Annotated in this window: 16 protein-coding genes; 8 read left to right on the top strand and 8 right to left on the bottom strand. The window is 46.9% G+C overall.

Going from position 1 to position 17067, the window contains the following annotated elements:
- Positions 1-43 precede the first annotated feature (43 nt).
- Positions 44-3190, bottom strand: a complete 3147-nt coding sequence (locus GO493_RS03300; protein WP_157304677.1) for an ATP-dependent helicase — start codon at positions 3188-3190, stop codon at positions 44-46.
- Between the two features lie 190 nt (positions 3191-3380).
- Between GO493_RS03300 and GO493_RS03305 the strand changes: the two genes are divergently transcribed.
- From GO493_RS03305 to GO493_RS03320, 4 genes are all read left to right on the top strand, one after another.
- Positions 3381-3881, top strand: a complete 501-nt coding sequence (locus tag GO493_RS03305; protein WP_157304678.1) for an RNA polymerase sigma factor — start codon at positions 3381-3383, stop codon at positions 3879-3881.
- The gene (locus tag GO493_RS03310) at positions 3882-4355 is read left to right on the top strand and encodes a hypothetical protein (RefSeq protein ID WP_157304679.1); all 474 of its coding nucleotides are present in this window, start codon (positions 3882-3884) and stop codon (positions 4353-4355) included.
- A 204-nt stretch (positions 4356-4559) separates the two neighbouring features.
- Entirely contained in the window at positions 4560-5036 is a 477-nt protein-coding gene (locus GO493_RS03315; protein WP_157304680.1) for a hypothetical protein, read from the top strand.
- 85 nt (positions 5037-5121) lie between these two features.
- The gene (locus tag GO493_RS03320) at positions 5122-5616 is read left to right on the top strand and encodes a lipocalin family protein (protein WP_157304681.1); all 495 of its coding nucleotides are present in this window, start codon (positions 5122-5124) and stop codon (positions 5614-5616) included.
- Between the two features lie 50 nt (positions 5617-5666).
- Here GO493_RS03320 and GO493_RS03325 read toward each other — a convergent pair whose 3' ends face one another.
- The 7 genes from GO493_RS03325 to kbl form a co-directional block, all read right to left on the bottom strand.
- On the bottom strand, positions 5667-6572 hold the full coding sequence (locus GO493_RS03325; RefSeq protein ID WP_157304682.1) for a LysR substrate-binding domain-containing protein: 906 nt from the start codon (positions 6570-6572) through the stop codon (positions 5667-5669).
- Positions 6573-6638: 66 nt separating this feature from the next.
- Positions 6639-7013 (bottom strand): hypothetical protein, encoded by a 375-nt coding sequence (locus tag GO493_RS03330; protein ID WP_198315462.1) that lies wholly within the window; start codon positions 7011-7013, stop codon positions 6639-6641.
- 380 nt (positions 7014-7393) lie between these two features.
- Positions 7394-9340 (bottom strand): (E)-4-hydroxy-3-methylbut-2-enyl-diphosphate synthase, encoded by a 1947-nt coding sequence (ispG, locus tag GO493_RS03335; RefSeq protein ID WP_157304683.1) that lies wholly within the window; start codon positions 9338-9340, stop codon positions 7394-7396.
- A gap of 189 nt (positions 9341-9529) precedes the next feature.
- Positions 9530-10294 (bottom strand): tetratricopeptide repeat protein, encoded by a 765-nt coding sequence (locus GO493_RS03340; protein ID WP_157304684.1) that lies wholly within the window; start codon positions 10292-10294, stop codon positions 9530-9532.
- Positions 10291-11325 (bottom strand): VWA domain-containing protein, encoded by a 1035-nt coding sequence (locus GO493_RS03345; RefSeq protein WP_157304685.1) that lies wholly within the window; start codon positions 11323-11325, stop codon positions 10291-10293. Before GO493_RS03345 ends, GO493_RS03340 begins: the two co-directional genes overlap by 4 nt.
- Before the next feature lie 345 nt (positions 11326-11670).
- Positions 11671-12474 carry a class D beta-lactamase gene (gene blaOXA / locus GO493_RS03350; protein ID WP_157304686.1) on the bottom strand — a complete coding sequence of 268 codons (804 nt, stop codon included), beginning with the start codon at positions 12472-12474 and terminating at the stop codon, positions 11671-11673.
- A gap of 148 nt (positions 12475-12622) precedes the next feature.
- Positions 12623-13810 (bottom strand): glycine C-acetyltransferase, encoded by a 1188-nt coding sequence (gene kbl / locus GO493_RS03355; protein WP_157304687.1) that lies wholly within the window; start codon positions 13808-13810, stop codon positions 12623-12625.
- A 265-nt stretch (positions 13811-14075) separates the two neighbouring features.
- On the opposite strand from kbl, the gene GO493_RS03360 reads away from it, so the two are divergent.
- From GO493_RS03360 to GO493_RS03375, 4 genes are read left to right on the top strand one after another with little or no spacing between them, the layout of a single operon-like run.
- On the top strand, positions 14076-14561 hold the full coding sequence (locus GO493_RS03360; RefSeq protein WP_157304688.1) for an RNA polymerase sigma factor: 486 nt from the start codon (positions 14076-14078) through the stop codon (positions 14559-14561).
- Positions 14562-14617: 56 nt separating this feature from the next.
- Positions 14618-15751 carry an anti-sigma factor family protein gene (locus GO493_RS03365; protein ID WP_157304689.1) on the top strand — a complete coding sequence of 378 codons (1134 nt, stop codon included), beginning with the start codon at positions 14618-14620 and terminating at the stop codon, positions 15749-15751.
- A gap of 21 nt (positions 15752-15772) precedes the next feature.
- Positions 15773-16690, top strand: a complete 918-nt coding sequence (locus tag GO493_RS03370; RefSeq protein WP_157304690.1) for an outer membrane beta-barrel protein — start codon at positions 15773-15775, stop codon at positions 16688-16690.
- 42 nt (positions 16691-16732) lie between these two features.
- Complete coding sequence (locus tag GO493_RS03375; protein ID WP_157304691.1) at positions 16733-16972, top strand: hypothetical protein; 240 nt, start codon at positions 16733-16735, stop codon at positions 16970-16972.
- The last annotated feature ends 95 nt before the right edge of the window (positions 16973-17067 follow it).

Raw genomic sequence — 17067 nt, forward strand, 5'->3', positions numbered from 1 at the left:
CCAAACAGTAATATCCAAATCCCCGTTTAAAGTAGCGGGCCAGTTATAAACGCACCTCGTTCTCCTCCTCAATATCGTGCAAAGCCACATGCAGCTTATTATCCTTTACAAAATTGCACCAGGCACAATCCTTCTTCCCGCATCCCGTATAAAAATCCTTATGCCTGATCCTGTTCCAGGTATTAATGATCTGCTGCGTAACGGTGGTCACATCTTCCGGTGTGATCAACACTTTCTCCTTATGGTACCCTTTCTGTTTATCCGGTTCAATAAAATCGAACTCAGAGCTGACTACCCGCCAGTTCTTCTGCCGGTAATTGTCCAGCAGTATCTTATAGAACACTGCCTGACGCCAGTAATCCCCTCCGTTGGGGTGTTTCTCATCCGGCCGGGCAAATTTCTGATGTTCTTTGATGGCTCTTTCATAATCGCCGGTTTTATAATCCACCACATTCACCTGTAAGCCATCAAATTCCAGCTTATCTATTTTCCCTTTCAGTGGAACGCCCTGTACCACTACGTTGCGGATATTACGTTCCACGCTCACCACTTTATTCCATCGGGGCAGGTAGGTATCATAATAGGCGGCGAGTATGTCTTTCCCATATTCCAGCCTTCTTTCCAGCGATTCTCTTGTAAAGCTTTCCCTGTTACGTATCATGCTCCGGGTAAAGTCCTGCACAAATTCTTCCCTGGAGGGGAACAGGTGCTGGGGATGGTCCTGCATTTTCTGGAACAGCTTTTCCAGGGCATAATGCACGGCAGAGCCAAACTCGGTATTTTCAGACCTGCCGGCAGGTACCCGCACCAGGTTTTTGTAATAAAAGCCCAGCGGACAATCCAGGTAATTGTTCAGCGCTGTAACGTTCATGACAAAATCTGCCAGGAGGTTATCTATGAAAGGCTCGTCTGTACGGGCTATTTCAGGCGCCTGTCCGTGGGTATACTGAAGCGTTCCGAACTCAAACATACTTTGTTCCGGTATACTCACTTTCCTTTCAGGAAGGGAATGATGTTGCTGGATTTCGGTAATGAACAGGCTGGGTTCCAGCGGTCTGCCATCCATCCGGTATTCCGGGTAAGTGATGAACAGGTGTTTTTCAGCTCTTGTTATAGCCACATAAAAGAGGCGGCGCAGCTCCTGTTCGTCAGTGCTGGCGGAATGACTGAAGAAAAGGGTATCGGGGAAAGAGAAACCACTGCTGCTGATCGTCTTCTTTTCCCACAATGTTGCATTGGCGCCGGCCAGGAACACATATTCAAATTCCAGTCCTTTGGAGCCATGGGCGGTAAGCAGGTTAATACCTTTCTCATGTCCTGATACCTGTACCAGGGGAATGGAGATCCTGTTCCCGGCCATCAGGTCCAGCATATCCATGAAGGGCGCCAGTGTAAGGTCAGGGTTGCGGTGGGTCTCTTCTTTGATGAAGTTGAACAGGGCGTCCAGCACCTTCATCAGCCAGGCTTTCTCTGCAGATGCCATGACGTAGGCAAGTACGCCTGCCTCATTGATAACGGCAGAGAACAGCTGCTGAAGGGGAAGGTTATGCGCCTGCCGGATCAGCTTTTCTAGGGTGCGTCCCAGGCTGATCATGGCATCTTCCGGGGCGGCAGAGAAGAGGGTAGGATTGCGGGTATTTTGCCATTCCTGCAGGTATTGCCGGATGGAGGTTTTGTCCTTGTATCCTTTCTCGGCTACCCGGATGCTTATTTTAGCCACTTCTACAGGTGGTATATCGTAAAAGTCGTAGTGCAGGATGGAAAAGAGCAGATCGTCACCACTGTAGGGGGTATCTGTTTCACAAGCCAGGTAACGCAGCAGTGTAAGCACTTTGCGGGCAAAGGGCACCTCAAAAAGGTTAATGCTGCGTTTGGAATAGAAAGGGATCCCTTTAAAACGGAGATAAGCGGCCAGTTCCTCCCCATACCTGTTTTCCCGGTATATCACAGCTATACGCCCGGGCGCCAGGCCATTATCTATCAGCTGTGCTACCTGTTGGGTGATGCCCATCATTTCTTCCCGGGGAGTGCTGTACCGTTGTATTTCCGGCGGTATACGCTGTAGCTTTGCTGCGGCCCGGAGTTTTTTGGAGAGGTCCGGCAGCCGGTTCACCAGCCGGGAGTTGCCGTTATTTTCAATGAGGGACATGGATACGTCCAGGATGTCCTGGACAGAACGATAGTTATCTGTCAGCACAATGGTGCGCAGGGTATCGGGAAACTGTCCGGCAAACCGTGCCATGTTCTCAATGCTGGCCCCCTGGAAGCGGTAGATGGATTGATCATCATCGCCTACCACGAAAATATTGGGGTTATCATCTCCCTGTATCAGGAGGTTGATGAGTTTGTTCTGGGTACCGCTGGTATCCTGGAATTCATCCACCAGTATATACTGAAAACGTTCCTGGTAGTCTGCCAGCAACGCAGGATGTTCTTCAAAGGCGCTGAGCACCCAGTTGATCATATCGTCAAAGTCATACCTGCCGGCATTGTGCATAAAGGCAGTGTATACAGGAAACTGCTCTGCCGCAGCCTGCAGGCGTGACATCTTTTCTTTCTCAGCAGCTATCTTATCTGTACGTACATCACCTTTGCTGAAATGCCCGGAAGCTCTTTTTGCAATGAACTCCGGCCGTTGCGGCAGGCTGTCTATGTATTCTGTGATAGCATTTGTAATATATTCTGTTGTCCAGCCTTCCTTTTTCATGGTAGAAAACAGGCTGGCCAGTGGCTTCATATCATAATATACGTCTCCCCGGTAACGTTTGAGCGGGTTTTCCCTGGTAAAGCCATTGATCAGCTTTTTCAGCAGCTGGATCCTTTCCAGCTCTGAGATGGGGTCAAGAGCATTTTTATCAAAGAAAGAAGGATTATCCCGGATCACTTCATTACAGAAGGAATGGAAGGTATGGATATTTACGCGGTAGGCGTCCGGTCCTATGAACTCTGTCAGTCGCTTACGCATGGCTACGGTACCGGCGTCTGTATATGTCAGGCAGAGAATGTTCTGCGGGAGATAGTCTGTGTCCATGAGGATCTTCCCGATGCGGGAAGCGAGGATCTGTGTTTTTCCCGTACCAGGTCCGGCAATGACCATAACAGGCCCTTCCGTAAGGTCTACGGCCTGCCGCTGACGCGCGTTCAGCTGTGCGTACATTTCCCTGAAATGAAGCTGGTGATCCCGAAACATGACTAAATTGACAATGGTATATTGGCCTGTACAAAAACGTATATGAAGTTAGGCCAAAATCCGGTATTGCGTCAGTTTGAGTTTCCGGCCGGGCGCTGGTTCAAATTGGTTTCTGAGCAATTCCCCGCAGCAGGTAACACACAAAAATTCAATTATTAGTTTATCTTAGTTATACTTTAAACCTATAACAGTGCCGCAAACGGCTGTAAATATTGATGAACATCTGCTTACCGAACGCTTGCTGGAAGGAGACCCCCGCGCAAGGGAACTGGCATATGATCACTTTGGTCCTGCCCTCTTCAGCCTCATTTTACAGGTTGTGCCTGATAATGAAAAAGCAGGGGAAATACTCCTGAAGGTCTTTGTAAAGGTCTTCCAGGATATGCACGCATTCAGGCGCTCCGGCGATGCTACTTTCTTTGGATGGCTGATGAGGCTGACCCGGGAAATGGCACTGCAGGAAGCTACAGGAATAATGGGCGCTTCCGATGGAATGGTGTTTCACGATAAAAACCTGTTACAGCGTTTTGCAAATAATCTGCCTGAGGGTAAAAGGGACATTTTTCAACTGTGTTATTATAAGGGACTCCCCAAGGAGGCTGTAGCCAGGATACTGGGCCTGCAGCCGGAAGAAGTCAGCGCACAGCTAAGAGAAACAATGATTGCATTCAGAAAATTCCTTGAAGACTAATTGGAACTCGATCATTATATAAAAAGTGGAATTATCGAGAGCTATGTACTGGGTTTAGCTTCTGTCAATGAGATGGAAGAACTGCAGCACATGAGGCGCCTTTACCCTTCGTTGAACAATGAAATAATGTTGGTTGAACGCAGGCTGGAGAGGACTGCCCTGACCGAAGCGGTACTTCCCCCTCCGGAAGTAAGGGAACGGATCTTTCAGCGTCTCAGCTGGACCACTGAAGAAACTATTCCCCCGGGACATGATAACGGCGCCTCCAACTATACCTTCATCAATATCCACTCTAAAGACGGGCAGCACATTACGGTACATAAATGGTGGAAGCTGTTTTTCATCCTGGTGTTTATACTCTCCAAAGTATGTCTCTTCTTCGCTATTTATTATTTCCTCAAATACCAGCAATTGGAAGAGCAAAAAAGGGGGATGCAAAATGTTGATAAACAACAGGTAATTCCCACAAAATAATACCTGATATTTGTGACAACATAGGTAAGATTACTTACTGTTTATTCTGATAATTTTCTTATTATCAATGCGTTGCGTCGTTTATGTCATAAGAATAACAGTATTATTTGGAAATGAATTAAGTTATTTTGACATTTGAATGTTGTTGTTGCGAAAGTTGACCTTGTGACCATTAGGTAACCATTTTATTTCGTTATTATCATATTGGACCTGCAGAATTACATAGAAAGCGGAGTTATTGAAAGCTATTTGCTCGGGCTTGCCTCTGAGGAGGAGACGGCTTTGCTGGAGCAGATGCGTTCCCTGTATCCACAACTGAATACAGAGATTGCTGCTATTGAAAAGAAGCTGCAACGGGTAGTGGTGGAGGAGGGGGTAACGCCGCCGTCTGTTGTCTGGAACCGGCTGTCCCGCCGTCTGAACTGGGAGGACGCCAATCGGCAGCAGCAGGCTTACAGTAGCCAGGGTCAGAAGGAGGACATGACGTATGTTCTGCGTCCGCAGAGCAGGACCATGGTAGTGAGTGTGTGGTGGCGCTGTGCATTTATTGCTTTATGCGTGATAGTGATGGCCCTGCTGGCAAGCACAATATATTTTTATGGCCAGTTCCGCCGGATGGAAGAACGGATGATGCATCTGTATACCCCGGCAGCTCAGCCCTCAAAGCCGGTACAACAATAGCGATTTGGTACGTTTATTGTTTTTTCCCACCTTGCGCCGGTAACTGATTGCGTTACTGACATTTTAACATTAAAATAATTTTAGCATGAAACACCTTACACTTGCAGCATTATGTCTGATGGCTTCTATTTTCGTTATCTCCTGTAAGAGTCAGTCAGGAGCTGCAACCACGCAGACGGTTAATAAGAACGCCGTAAAAGGTAACTGGGTGATTACTGATATTTCTTTTGAAGGGATACCTAAAGGTTCTAAAGTGACTGTTTTTGATGAAGCATCGTTTAACTGCTTCAAAGGCAGCCAGTGGGTATTGCCTTCCAATGCAAACGGATCATATACCCTGTCATCTACAGAAGATGGCTGCAATACTGCCACACAGCCAATTGTATGGTCTATCTACAAACAGAATGGTTATGACCAGTTCCAGTTCAAGAAAGTAGGTACCGGTCTGAAAGCCAAAAATGTAACTGAAGGTTACCGTGTGGAGATCAGCTCTGTAAACAATACTACAATGGTTTGGAGAGCGCCTGTAAACTTTGAAGGTAAAAATGCTTACATCGTTTATACATTACAGAGGTCCTGAGAATACTACTAAAAAGAAAAAGCCGGTCTGCCTGAAGCAGACTGGCTTTTTTATGCTGTTTCCATACCAGTGTGCTGTTTTGCAAAGCGCATGAACAATTGGGCCAGCTTATCCTGCTGCCCCTGCAGATGTATAAAATGAAATTTGCGCACCAGCCGGAAGTTCTTTACCGGTAATATTTTAAACTCTCCTGCTTCCAGTTCCCGCTTTACAGCCTGCAGGGAAAGGAAGGCGGCACATGGGGCGTGATGCAGGTAAGATTTAATACTTTCCGTACTGCCCATGTACATGGCTATCTGGAGATCTGTCAGTTTAAGTTTAAGCCGTTTCAGTTCATCAGTGATCACTTCCAGTGTACCGGAACCATGTTCCCTCATGAGCAGGGGAATAGATTTCAGGTCTGTAGCAGAGAGCGGGCCGTTATTATCGCCATAGTCATAATTCACATTGCCTATCAGGGCAATTTCATCTTTTGCGAACTCCACATATTTCAGGACAGGGTTTTTGGATCGTCCTTCTATAAGGCCCAGCTGTATGGATTTATCGAACAGTGCCTGTTCAATTTGTTCTGTGTTACCGCTGATGAGTGAAGAAGTTACTTCGGGGTACCGCTGGTTGAATTTTGCCAGCAGGGGAGGAATGAAATACTGTGCAATAGTGGTGCTGGCGCCCAGGGGTAATAAGCCGCCCTGCGCATGTTTAAGCTGGTTGATCTCGTATTCCATGTTGCGGTAACTGGTAAAGATATCGTCCGCATGTTTCAGCATTACCTGTCCTGCACGGGTGATCTTGATCTTATTACCGCTTCTTTCAAAAAGGGCCATTCCCAGCTGTTGTTCCAGCTCATGGATATGTTTTGTTACAGCGGGCTGGGATATGAACAGCTCTTCCGCAGCTTTGGTGAAGCTGAGACGCCTGGCCACTGTATAGAATACTTTTAACCTGAAATCCAACATTGGCTAAATGTACAATAAAAAAAGCTCCCGTTGTTGCGGGAGCTTTTCACTTAAACATAAGACTGATTAAGATTTAGTTTCTTCTTTCTTAGGTTCTTTGTTCTCTTTGAAACGCTTGTCAGGAGTACCATCCTTTTTCTTAGGACCTTCTCCTGCTTTAGGTTCTTTATTCTCCTTGAAACGTTTGTCAGGAGTACCGTCTTTCTTTTTAGGACCTTCTCCTTTAGGACCTTCTGCAGGTTTGCCGTCTTTCTTTGCAAGCTTACCGTCTTTGTCCTTTTTTACTGGCTTACCGTCCTTATCCAGTTCCGGTTTACCATCTTTCCTGTCATTCCTGTGCTCAGCTTTCTGTTTTTCCTGGGTTGGCTTAGCTGGTTCCTGGGCCATAGCAATTGTAGCACCCATAAAAAGCGCCAGCACTCCTGTGAGAATCTTTTTCATGATGTAGTCAATATTTGAGTGAAAAATTAGGAATTTTTTTAATCAGTAACGCAATGTACTTATAATATTTATTGCTGTGTTTTAATGGGTTGATTAGCAATATTTTCAAACCGTACTTCCCGCAAGGATTTTGCGTAGTAATACGCTTGACAATGCCTTTGCATTGAATGTACCTTTGTATCACCTGACAAGAACAGTTAACCCCGGAACAACACAATGTTTGATAACCCCTACCTTTTTATTTGTAGGGACTTAGGGTACGATATTTTTTCGATTGTCTGACATATATACATTTTGACCCCCTTTATTGAGTTATGAGTCATCCCGTTAGCCTCATAGGTCTCGCTTCTGCGAGGCCTTTTCTTATTTAAAGGAATTCTTTAGTTAGCTTCCACCCACATGCCGTTATCCTTGATCAGGGAGATCAGTTCATCTACGGCTACTTCGCTGTTCAGACCACGTTTTACTACTTCTTTTCCTCTGTAGAGGGTGATCTTTCCAACGCCGCTGCCTACATATCCGAAGTCGGCATCGGCCATTTCGCCGGGACCATTTACAATACATCCCATGATAGCGATCTTCACGCCTTTCAGGTGGTTGGTCACTGCCCTGATCTTAGCTGTGGTTTCCTGGAGGTCAAATAAGGTACGGCCGCAGGAAGGGCAGGAAATATATTCAGTTTTGGAGATACGGGTACGGGTAGCCTGGAGTATGCCAAAGGCTATATTATTGAGCAGGGCATGGTCGGGCACCTGTTTTTCCGGCCTTGCATCCGCCAGCCACAGGCCGTCCCCGAACCCGTCCAGCAGGAGGGCGCCTGTTTCAGTGGCGTAATGTACCAGGTGTTCATCTGTAGTAGAATCTGTAGCAAAGCATTTCAGGATACAGGGCTGCGGGGCGTTATGCTCCATCAGGTGCATCATTGTACGCCTTATTTCCGGCATGGCGTGCTTGTTGGAAGAGTGCAGGCAGAAAACGATAGTAGTATCATTTGCAAGCTGCTGCAACAGTGGTTCCGTGAGTGTTACGCCGGTATTATGGTCAATGAAATTGATAGTAGCTGATCTTTCGGAGAGCGGCAGCTGAAGATATTCTTCGGCAGAGAAAAGGGGCATGTATTTCTCCTTGTCTTCCGCTGTCTGCCAGGTGGTATGAGGTACGATCACCTTCAGTGTACCGGGCAGGGAGAAAGGTAATACTTCATGTGTGAAGAGATAGTCGGCCGCTGCATCTGCAATATTCCATTTATCAGAGGCTTCATCGTAGCTGTAGCCGATGGCTTTCAGGTGTACAGGAGTGATACCGGTTATATCACTGAGATCGGCGATAACTACCGGTACCTGCTTGCCGCCAATATTGTTTACTGCAAGGGAGTCCCTGCGTTTGTAAGTAAAAGGAGAATAGGTGGGCTGTGCTATAGAGGGGATAGGGTCATGTCCTTCCCTGACAGTATAGCGTTTCACCAGGTCACGGCATACGGGCAGCTCAAATTCAGGATCTTCCGTGAGGGATACGCGGATAGTATCTCCGATACCATCTTCCAGCAAAGTGCCAATACCTATGGCAGATTTGATGCGGCCGTCTTCTCCGTCGCCGGCTTCTGTTACACCCAGGTGAAGGGGATAGCAATGCCCCAGTTCTTCCTGCATGCTCTGGATCAGCATACGGTAGGCCTGCACCATTACCTGTGGATTGCTGGCTTTCATGCTGAGCACAATATTGCGGTAGTTGAGGTCTTCCGCAATACGGAGAAATTCCATAGCACTTTCCACCATGCCCATGGGGGTATCGCCATAGCGGCTCATGATACGGTCGCTCAGGGAGCCGTGATTGGTACCGATACGCATGGCGGTGCCATATTCTTTACAGATGCCTACCAGCGGAGTGAATTGTTTGCGGATGCGGTCAATCTCTTCCTGGTATTCACTGTCAGTATAGTTGATGGTCTCAAACTTCTTTTTATCTACGTAGTTACCCGGGTTGATACGTACTTTCTCAACAATGCGGGCGGCTATTTCTGCGGCATTAGGAGTAAAGTGAATGTCTGCCACAAGGGGAGTGGTATAACCTCTTTTACGCAGTTCATTGCGGATGGGCAGGAGGTTTTCGGCCTCTTTTTTACTGGGAGCGGTGATGCGTACCAGTTCTGCGCCGGCTTCGATGCAGCGGATAGCCTGCTCTACAGTAGCCTGGGTGTTCATAGTATCCGTCGTAGTCATGGTTTGAATACGTACGGGGTGATAGTTGCCAATGAGCAGGTCTCCAACCTTTACTTCCAGAGTGGCTAATCTTTTGTACTCTGTCAGTGAATTACAATATAGCTGCATAAAAGAATCCTGATATATATGAAGCAAAGGTAAACATTTGGGTTATTTAAATTTTCAGCAGGTAAAGTCCGGGGAACTGCTCAAAAAAATGCTTTCGCCAAAGGCGAAAGCATTTTTTTGAAGATAGAACTGGCCTGCGGCCGGCTGAAATGTTTTTTGAGAAAGGATCCGGCTAAAATTATTTATGGATCACCAGTCTTTTTCTACAGGAACTGCCTGCCCTTTGGCCTTCTTCATCTTATCCTGCAGTTTATTCTCTTCCTGGCCCAGCGCCTGCAGCAACCGTTCAGCTTCCTGCTTATTCATCTTGCTGGGCTGAGGCTCCGGTTTATCCTGCTGCTCTTTATCTTTATTCTGCTGGTCCTTATTCTGCTGATCTTTGTTTTGCTGATCCTTATTCTTCTGGTCCTGTTTATTTTTATCCTGGTCTTTCTTCTGCTGGTCTTTCTGATCTTTCTTATCCTTATCCTTCTGGTCCTTATTATCCTTTCCGCCGCCGCCCTGCTGCTGTTTCTTCAGCATGGCCTGCGCATAAGCCAGGTTATAACGGGCCTGTTCATCAGAAGGGTTCAGTTTCAGGGCCTCTTTATACGCCTTGATGCTTTCCTCCCATTTCTTCCCTTCCATGAAGGTATTACCAATGTTGTAGCTGGCATCGGCTTTGGTGTCCCGGTTATTGGCAGCTTTAAAAGTATTGGCGTACTGGGTACGGGCATCGTCATACCTTTTCTGTTCATAAAGGGAGTTCCCCAGGTTATAACGGCCTTCTACTGACTGCTGGTTTACTTCCAGCGCCTTTTTATAGTTGGCCTCTGCGTCGGTGAACTTCTTCTCTTTATATAGTTCATTCCCTTTACGGATGTATTTATTCCCTTCCTGGGCGAAAGATTCCTGGCAGAGGCATAATAATGCGCCGGCAAGGAGTATTTGATATGTCAGATATAGCTTTCTCATGGTTTTTCTGTAGCGGTAACAACAACATTGGTGCGGGCGCTGCGTTTTACTTCAGGAATGAAGAACTCAGCCACCAGCAGTAACAGGGCTACTGCCAGGAAATACTGGAAATAGCTGTTATAGTCAGTAAATACGTTCTCCCCGAATTCTTTCTGTTCCATACTATCTATCCGGTTCACTAGGGAACTTACTACCTCTTCGGTATTATTATCCAGGTGTTCATAGATACCCCTGCCTGCAGAAGCGATAGATTTCAGCTCTTCTTCATTCAGCTTTGAGACAACGGTATTGCCTTCTTTATCTTTCTTATAGGTGCCGGTTTCAGGATCGGGGAGGGGAGCGCCAGCGGGAGATCCTATTCCTATAGTGCTGATCACCACGCCATCATCAAACGCCTGTTTGGCGTTAGTGATAGCCGCCTCATCATGATCTTCCCCGTCAGATATGATTATCAGTGCTTTATGTTTGCGTTCCTTTTTATTGAAGGCATCGTTGCTTACCTGTATTGCCTGACCAATGGCGGTACCCTGGGTAGGGATCATTTCCGGGCCAACAGTGGTCAGGTACATTTTGGCGGCAGAGTAATCTATTGTAAGCGGCATTTGCAGGTAGGCATTACCGGCAAATACGACCATCCCCACACGATCGTTATCCAGCTTGTCCAGCAGTTTGGATATCAGCTGTTTGGCGCGGGTGAGACGGTCAGGCCTGATATCGCCCGCCAGCATACTTTTGCTGACATCCAGCGCTATCACCACATCTACCCCTTTACGGGTGATCTTTTCCATTCTGCTGCCTTTCTGCATATTGGCCAGTCCCAGCACTCCGAAAAAGAAGGCCAGGAATATCAGCAGGAAGCGCAGGGTAAAACGGCGGCGGGAGTACCCGGTGAAAAGTTTTTCTACCAGTACAGGATCGCCCAGCTTACGTACAGAGCGGCGTTTCCACCAGGAGATACTGAAAAATGCAAGCTGCAGTACCAGGAGGAGCGCCAGTGCCCATAAATATTCACTATGCTGAAAACGTAACATATTTCAGATTCAGGTTTCTTTTATGCCCAGACAGGCACGAAGATCAAATATAATTTTTTTAGTACGTTTTACACTACGTAAAGTCACTGATTTAGGAGTTTTTTAACGATAATGGCAGAGAGATGTGACTGGTAGCAGGTCTGACAGATTATAGTTGCCGGCGTCAATGACATTGGTTGACAGGGGCAAATAAATAAAAAACGCTTTAATCCGGAGATTAAAGCGTTAAAAAGATCACTTTCTTTTGGGAAGTACTGTGTCGCAGTTTAGGTACCGCAGTTCATACACTATCCATACTTTATAGTAGGCTTTGAGTAGGCGTATCCATATAGTATCTATGGAGTATTATTTCATTCCCTCGAGGTAGCCGGCATCCCTGAGAATATTTTTAAGGATGTTCATCCTGATGTTGACCATGTCAATTTTCGGATCTTCAGATTCGATGTTGAGGACAAAGAAGGCAGGGTGCCCGTTTTCTTCCACCCATCCGGTTACCCATCCTATCTGCTTACGGCCTTCCATGCCCCATCCGGTTTTATAGGAAAGGCTGTATTTGGGTGTTTTTTCCATCAGCATCACGTTACGTACCCATTGCATGCTCAGTTTATGGAAAGGCAGCTGGTCAAAATATAATTTCTTGACAAAGCCAAGTTCTTCGTCGGGCGATATCTGCAGGCTGTTATCCAGCCAGAAGGTATCTATTTTGCTGATCTTCATGTTACCGTATTTAACGGTGTCCAGCCATTTCTGCATGACTGGTTTGGTAATACGGCGGGCTACTTCCTGGAAATAGGGAACGGAAGAGAGGCGGAAGGCCTGCTGCATGGAGAGGGACTGGTTTATTTCGGGCCTGGAGCGTACTACGCTATCCCACGGAATAACCATGGCGGTGTCTTTGATCACGCCGGTTTCGAAGCCTACCAGGGAGTTAAAGATCTTGAAAGTGGAGGCGGGCAGGAAACGTTCCTTGGCGCGGTCAATATTATATACTTTAAAGCTGCCCTGGCTGTTGTTGAACAGCATAAAGGTGCCTTCTACCTTGTATTCTGTAAAATACTTTTCCCATCCTGGTTCTGTCTTAACGTTGTTCGGTGCACAGGCATTTGCCAAAATGGCTACCAGTAGTAGTATCCAGCCCGGTTGTTTCATTGTAGATCGTTTTTTGTGCTGCAAAAGTATATAATATAGAAGCACAGAGCTAAAAAAACGGGTTTCGCCTTTGGCGAAACCCGTTTTTTTAGAGGGAGATGCTGGCCGGCCAACCGGCCAGCATTGTCTGGTGTATGATTATATATAGTTATTTAATAACGCCCAGTTCTTTCCCTACTTTGGTAAAGGCATTGATAGCCTTATCCAGGTGTTCCTGTTCGTGGGCGGCGCTCAGCTGTACCCTTATACGGGCCTGCCCCTTTGGAACTACCGGGAAGAAGAACCCTATTACATAGATCCCTTCTTTAAGCAGTTTATCTGCAAACTGCTGGCTCAGAACGGCATCATAGAGCATAACCGGTACAATGGGATGATCGCCCGGTTTGATATCGAAACCGGCTTCTGTCATCTTAGTACGGAAATAGCGGGTATTATATTCCAGTTTGTCACGAAGTACGGTAGTTGAGCTAAGCATGTCCAGTACGGAGATGGAAGCGCCTACTATGCTGGGGGCCACGGAGTTGGAAAAGAGATAGGGGCGGCTGCGCTGGCGCAGCATATCTATTACTTCTTTCCTGCCGCTGGTAAAACCACCTGATGCACCGCCAAGGGCCTTGCCCAGGGTGCCGGTAATAATATCTATGCGTCCCATTACTCCCCTGTATTCATGGGTACCGCGGCCTGTCTTGCCCAGAAAGCCGGAGGAGTGGCTTTCATCTATCATTACAATGGCGTCGTATTTATCTGCCAGGTCACAGATCCTGTCCAGCTGGGCGATGGTGCCGTCCATGCTGAAAGAGCCGTCTGTTACGATGATGCGGCTGCGGAGGTGGGCAGATTCCTGCAGTTTGGCTTCCAGGTCTGCCATATTATTATGTTCATAACGGTAACGCTGGGCTTTGCACAGGCGTACCCCGTCAATGATGGATGCGTGGTTGAGGGCATCGGAAATGATAGCGTCCTGTTCGCTGAACAGGGGCTCGAACACCCCGCCGTTGGCATCGAAGGCGGCAGCATAGAGGATGGTATCTTCGGTGCCCAGGAAGGAGGCTATTTTCTGCTCCAGTTCCCGGTGTATGTCCTGGGTGCCGCAGATGAAGCGCACACTGCTCATTCCATATCCATGGGTATCAATGGCATTTTTGGCCGCCTTGATCACATCAGGATGGCTGGAAAGGCCCAGGTAGTTATTGGCGCAGAAGTTAATAACGGTGTTGCCACCTACCTGTATTTCAGCTCCCTGCTCGGAAGTGATCACCCTTTCATTTTTAAAGAGGCCGGCGCTGCGGATCTCATCCAGTTCCTGTTTGAGGCGGTCAATGAATTTTTCGTTCATAATAGGAGATTTTGTAGCCTGGTTCAAAATTATGGTAATAAATGTATTACGATTCCCCTAACCGTAGCGGGTTTTGTCACAAAGCAGGAAAAAGTTTGACGGGGCTGTAACATTTGCTGACCGGTCTCCGTCATAGTAATGTCTGCCCGGAATAGATGCGGGCAAAAAACGATATCGTACTGGTAGCTGGAAGGGGGGCAAGAGGAAGAGATGAGACGATATGAAGTAATTGTCGGACATTAGCACTAAAATCCCGCAACACCGGATGACGGAAAAGGAGTACAACAAATGCGTGGATCTGTACGCGGATAATCTCTTCCGGTTTATTGTTAAAAATTTAGACCATACTGAGGACGCCAGAGATGTAGTACAGAATGCGTTTGAAATATTGTGGAAGCACTGTAGAGACGTGCCTTTTGAAAAGGCTAAGTCGTATCTATTTACTGTAGCCTACCACAATATGATAGACCATGTCCGGAAAGTGAAACGGATCACCCTGGTGGAAGATTTTAAGGAAGAGACGAAAATATCCGAGCAGCGGGTACACGACGCGAAGAAAATACTGGAGAAGGCGCTGGACCGGCTCACGGATGTACAGAGATCATTGATATTACTGAAAGATTACGAGGGATACAGCTATGAAGAGATCGGAGAGATCATGCAGCTCAACCCGTCCCAGGTGAAAGTATACCTGCACAGGGCCCGGTTGCACCTCAAGCAGTTCCTGGTGAAAATGGAAAACGTGATCTGATTCAATTTTAATAAATAACAGGCAGATAATATTATACATTAATTATTTATCTAATTTTGGCGATAAATATTACCATATCAAACTATGAGGAGTATCTCCTCAGCGCAGTGGACGGAGAGCTGAATGCGGAAGAGCAGGCTGCACTGGAGGCATTTCTGCAGCAACATCCGCATATCCGGCAGGAGCTTTCACTACTTGAAGCTACCCGCCTGGCTCCTGATGAAGACCTGAAATTTGAAGGTAAAGGGCAGTTATACAGGTCTGACGAAGGCATTACCCCGGTGAACTATGAACTGTTAATGCTGCAATATGTTGATAATGAGCTGCATGGTCCTGAAAAGGAACACCTGGAACAACTGGCTGCCCGCCATCCGCAGATAAAGCAGGAACTGGCACTTTTACAAAAAGCCAGGTTAACTCCTGATCTGAGTGTAACATTTGGAGATAAATCATCGCTATATAAACGTGAAAGCAGGAAAGTAAGGCCATTGTGGTGGTGGAGTGCCGCAGCAGCGGTAGTAGTTGGACTGGGAGTATGGCTTTTACCGGGCGCAGTGCAGCAGAAAGGAGGCCAGATGGCCGTTCAGCAACCTGCATCCGGGACAGGTAAAGGCACAGAAGGCAGCCTGGCCCATGAAAATCAAGGCCATAGCGTGTCAGAAGGGAATAGAGCCCCGGCCGGTGAAGCGCCTCTCAACGGGAACATTACCGGTAACGACCAATCTTCCGCTGACCTGATTGCCAGTGTTGGAACTACCAAAGCTCCTGCAAACAGAACACCTGCAACCGAAAAGAATAAACCGGCCCAAAGAACAACTGTCACAACAGCCGGTGTAAATACCGCAGGAAATGTGCCTGCAGAAAGTGAGAAACACAGGATACCGGATAATACCGCCCCTGTAATTGCCAGGATCCCTCAGCCGGAAAATACTTCCCGGGAAGTGGTCAGGCAACTGGAAGAAAGAAGGATACAGGAAGATGTGGCGATAGCCGGTAATAACCTGGAGGTGAAGCCACCGGTGATGGCCAATTCTGAAAAGATGGTCAACACCCCTGCCGCCGCCGCAGCTCCCGCCGCTCAGTCAGATGTGAAAGGAGAACTGGTAGTGTCTGTAACTATGAACGGTGATAGTAAGCTGCTGAATGGTGTGGCAAATGTTGCCAGGTTCTTTTCCAGGAAGAAAAAATAATATCTGAAGAAAGTATTTGATATGAAGTGTAAAGTTTTACGCTGGTTGTTATTGCTACTTATTGTAAGTGTGGGCGCACAGGCCCAGACTACGCAGACCGTACAGACTACGGATACCATCCAGGTGAAAGGACTGATCATTGTACAGGGTAAAAATGCCAACGGCAAGCGTATCTTCAGAATGTATAACGATACTGCTTATGCCCGCGAGAAACTTAAAAAGAACCTGCACACAAGATGGTTTGTAATAGACGTAGGATTCAATAACTATATTGACCGCAGTGATTATTCCGGCGCCGTTGCCTATTCCTATTTCGCCCCTACCACATCCGCAGAAATAAGTAAATCATACACCTATTCCGGCGCAGGCCTCAATACCCTGGCGCCCAGAACAGGCAGTGCACCGCTTACTCCTGACGAATTTAAACTCATTACCGGGAAGTCCATCAATATTAATATATGGCTCTTCCAGCAAAGGCTGAATGTTTACAGGCATAAGATAAACCTCATTTACTCCCTCGGGGTGGAAATGAACAACTATCGTTATGCGAGGAATATTTCCTATGTACCCGGGTATCCTACCCAGATTATCAGGGACTCAGTAGAATTCTCTAAAAATAAACTATTCGCAGAATACCTCAGTGTACCGCTGATGCTGAACTACAACAGCAACCCGGCGCGCCCGTCCAGGGCCTTCAAGTTGAGTATGGGGGTTATGGGCGGCTACCTGGTAAAGGCCCGTACCAAACAGATCAGCGCAGAAAGAGGAAAGGTCAAGAAAGTGGACGACTTTAACCTTAACAAATGGAAACTCAGCCTGACCGGCGATGTGGGATATGGACCGGTAAAGTTATACGGAAACTTTGCTTTAACTCCCTTACATGACTACGGATTGGAACAATATCCATTTTCAGTAGGGTTACGTTTTAATAGCTTTTAAAAGGGTTTCCCGGGGGAAATCAGATCAAAATCTAAGATAGTTATGCGTTCCTTAATTGCTTTTATTGCCTGTACAAGCTTTATTGTCTGGGCTCATTCATGTGAGAAGAGAATTGTAGGCGTGAGGGCATATGCTCACCATCCTGTACCCGTACCTGAAGGATTTTCGCAAAAAGCTCCTGATTTTCAGCAACGCCAGGTTTTGTTTGCACATCAGCCCAAACCTGTAAAGGTGGATGCTCTTTCTGTCAGCGATCCCGGACGGCTTGAGTTCAGGCGTTAATCCATTGCTCATTGTATTACTCCTTTTAACATTTTCCTGTCGCAGCACATCCGGACATTACCATTATATTTGGTAATGTTTTTTTTATTTTCAAA

Origin of the sequence: Chitinophaga tropicalis (genome assembly GCF_009758205.1) — a bacterium.
Classification (GTDB): domain Bacteria; phylum Bacteroidota; class Bacteroidia; order Chitinophagales; family Chitinophagaceae; genus Chitinophaga; species Chitinophaga tropicalis.

Excerpts from the sequence above, each read along its gene's own strand:
- GO493_RS03330 (WP_198315462.1), bottom strand. The coding sequence starts at position 7,013 with ATGAAAAAGATTCTCACAGGAGTGCTGGCGCTTTTTATGGGTGCTACA.
- GO493_RS03360 (WP_157304688.1), top strand. The coding sequence starts at position 14,076 with ATGACGGAAAAGGAGTACAACAAATGCGTGGATCTGTACGCGGATAAT.
- GO493_RS03325 (WP_157304682.1), bottom strand. The coding sequence starts at position 6,572 with ATGTTGGATTTCAGGTTAAAAGTATTCTATACAGTGGCCAGGCGTCTC.
- blaOXA (WP_157304686.1), bottom strand. The coding sequence starts at position 12,474 with ATGAAACAACCGGGCTGGATACTACTACTGGTAGCCATTTTGGCAAAT.
- GO493_RS03320 (WP_157304681.1), top strand. The coding sequence starts at position 5,122 with ATGAAACACCTTACACTTGCAGCATTATGTCTGATGGCTTCTATTTTC.
- ispG (WP_157304683.1), bottom strand. The coding sequence starts at position 9,340 with ATGCAGCTATATTGTAATTCACTGACAGAGTACAAAAGATTAGCCACT.
- GO493_RS03370 (WP_157304690.1), top strand. The coding sequence starts at position 15,773 with ATGAAGTGTAAAGTTTTACGCTGGTTGTTATTGCTACTTATTGTAAGT.
- GO493_RS03375 (WP_157304691.1), top strand. The coding sequence starts at position 16,733 with ATGCGTTCCTTAATTGCTTTTATTGCCTGTACAAGCTTTATTGTCTGG.
- kbl (WP_157304687.1), bottom strand. The coding sequence starts at position 13,810 with ATGAACGAAAAATTCATTGACCGCCTCAAACAGGAACTGGATGAGATC.
- GO493_RS03345 (WP_157304685.1), bottom strand. The coding sequence starts at position 11,325 with ATGTTACGTTTTCAGCATAGTGAATATTTATGGGCACTGGCGCTCCTC.
- GO493_RS03300 (WP_157304677.1), bottom strand. The coding sequence starts at position 3,190 with ATGTTTCGGGATCACCAGCTTCATTTCAGGGAAATGTACGCACAGCTG.
- GO493_RS03340 (WP_157304684.1), bottom strand. The coding sequence starts at position 10,294 with ATGAGAAAGCTATATCTGACATATCAAATACTCCTTGCCGGCGCATTA.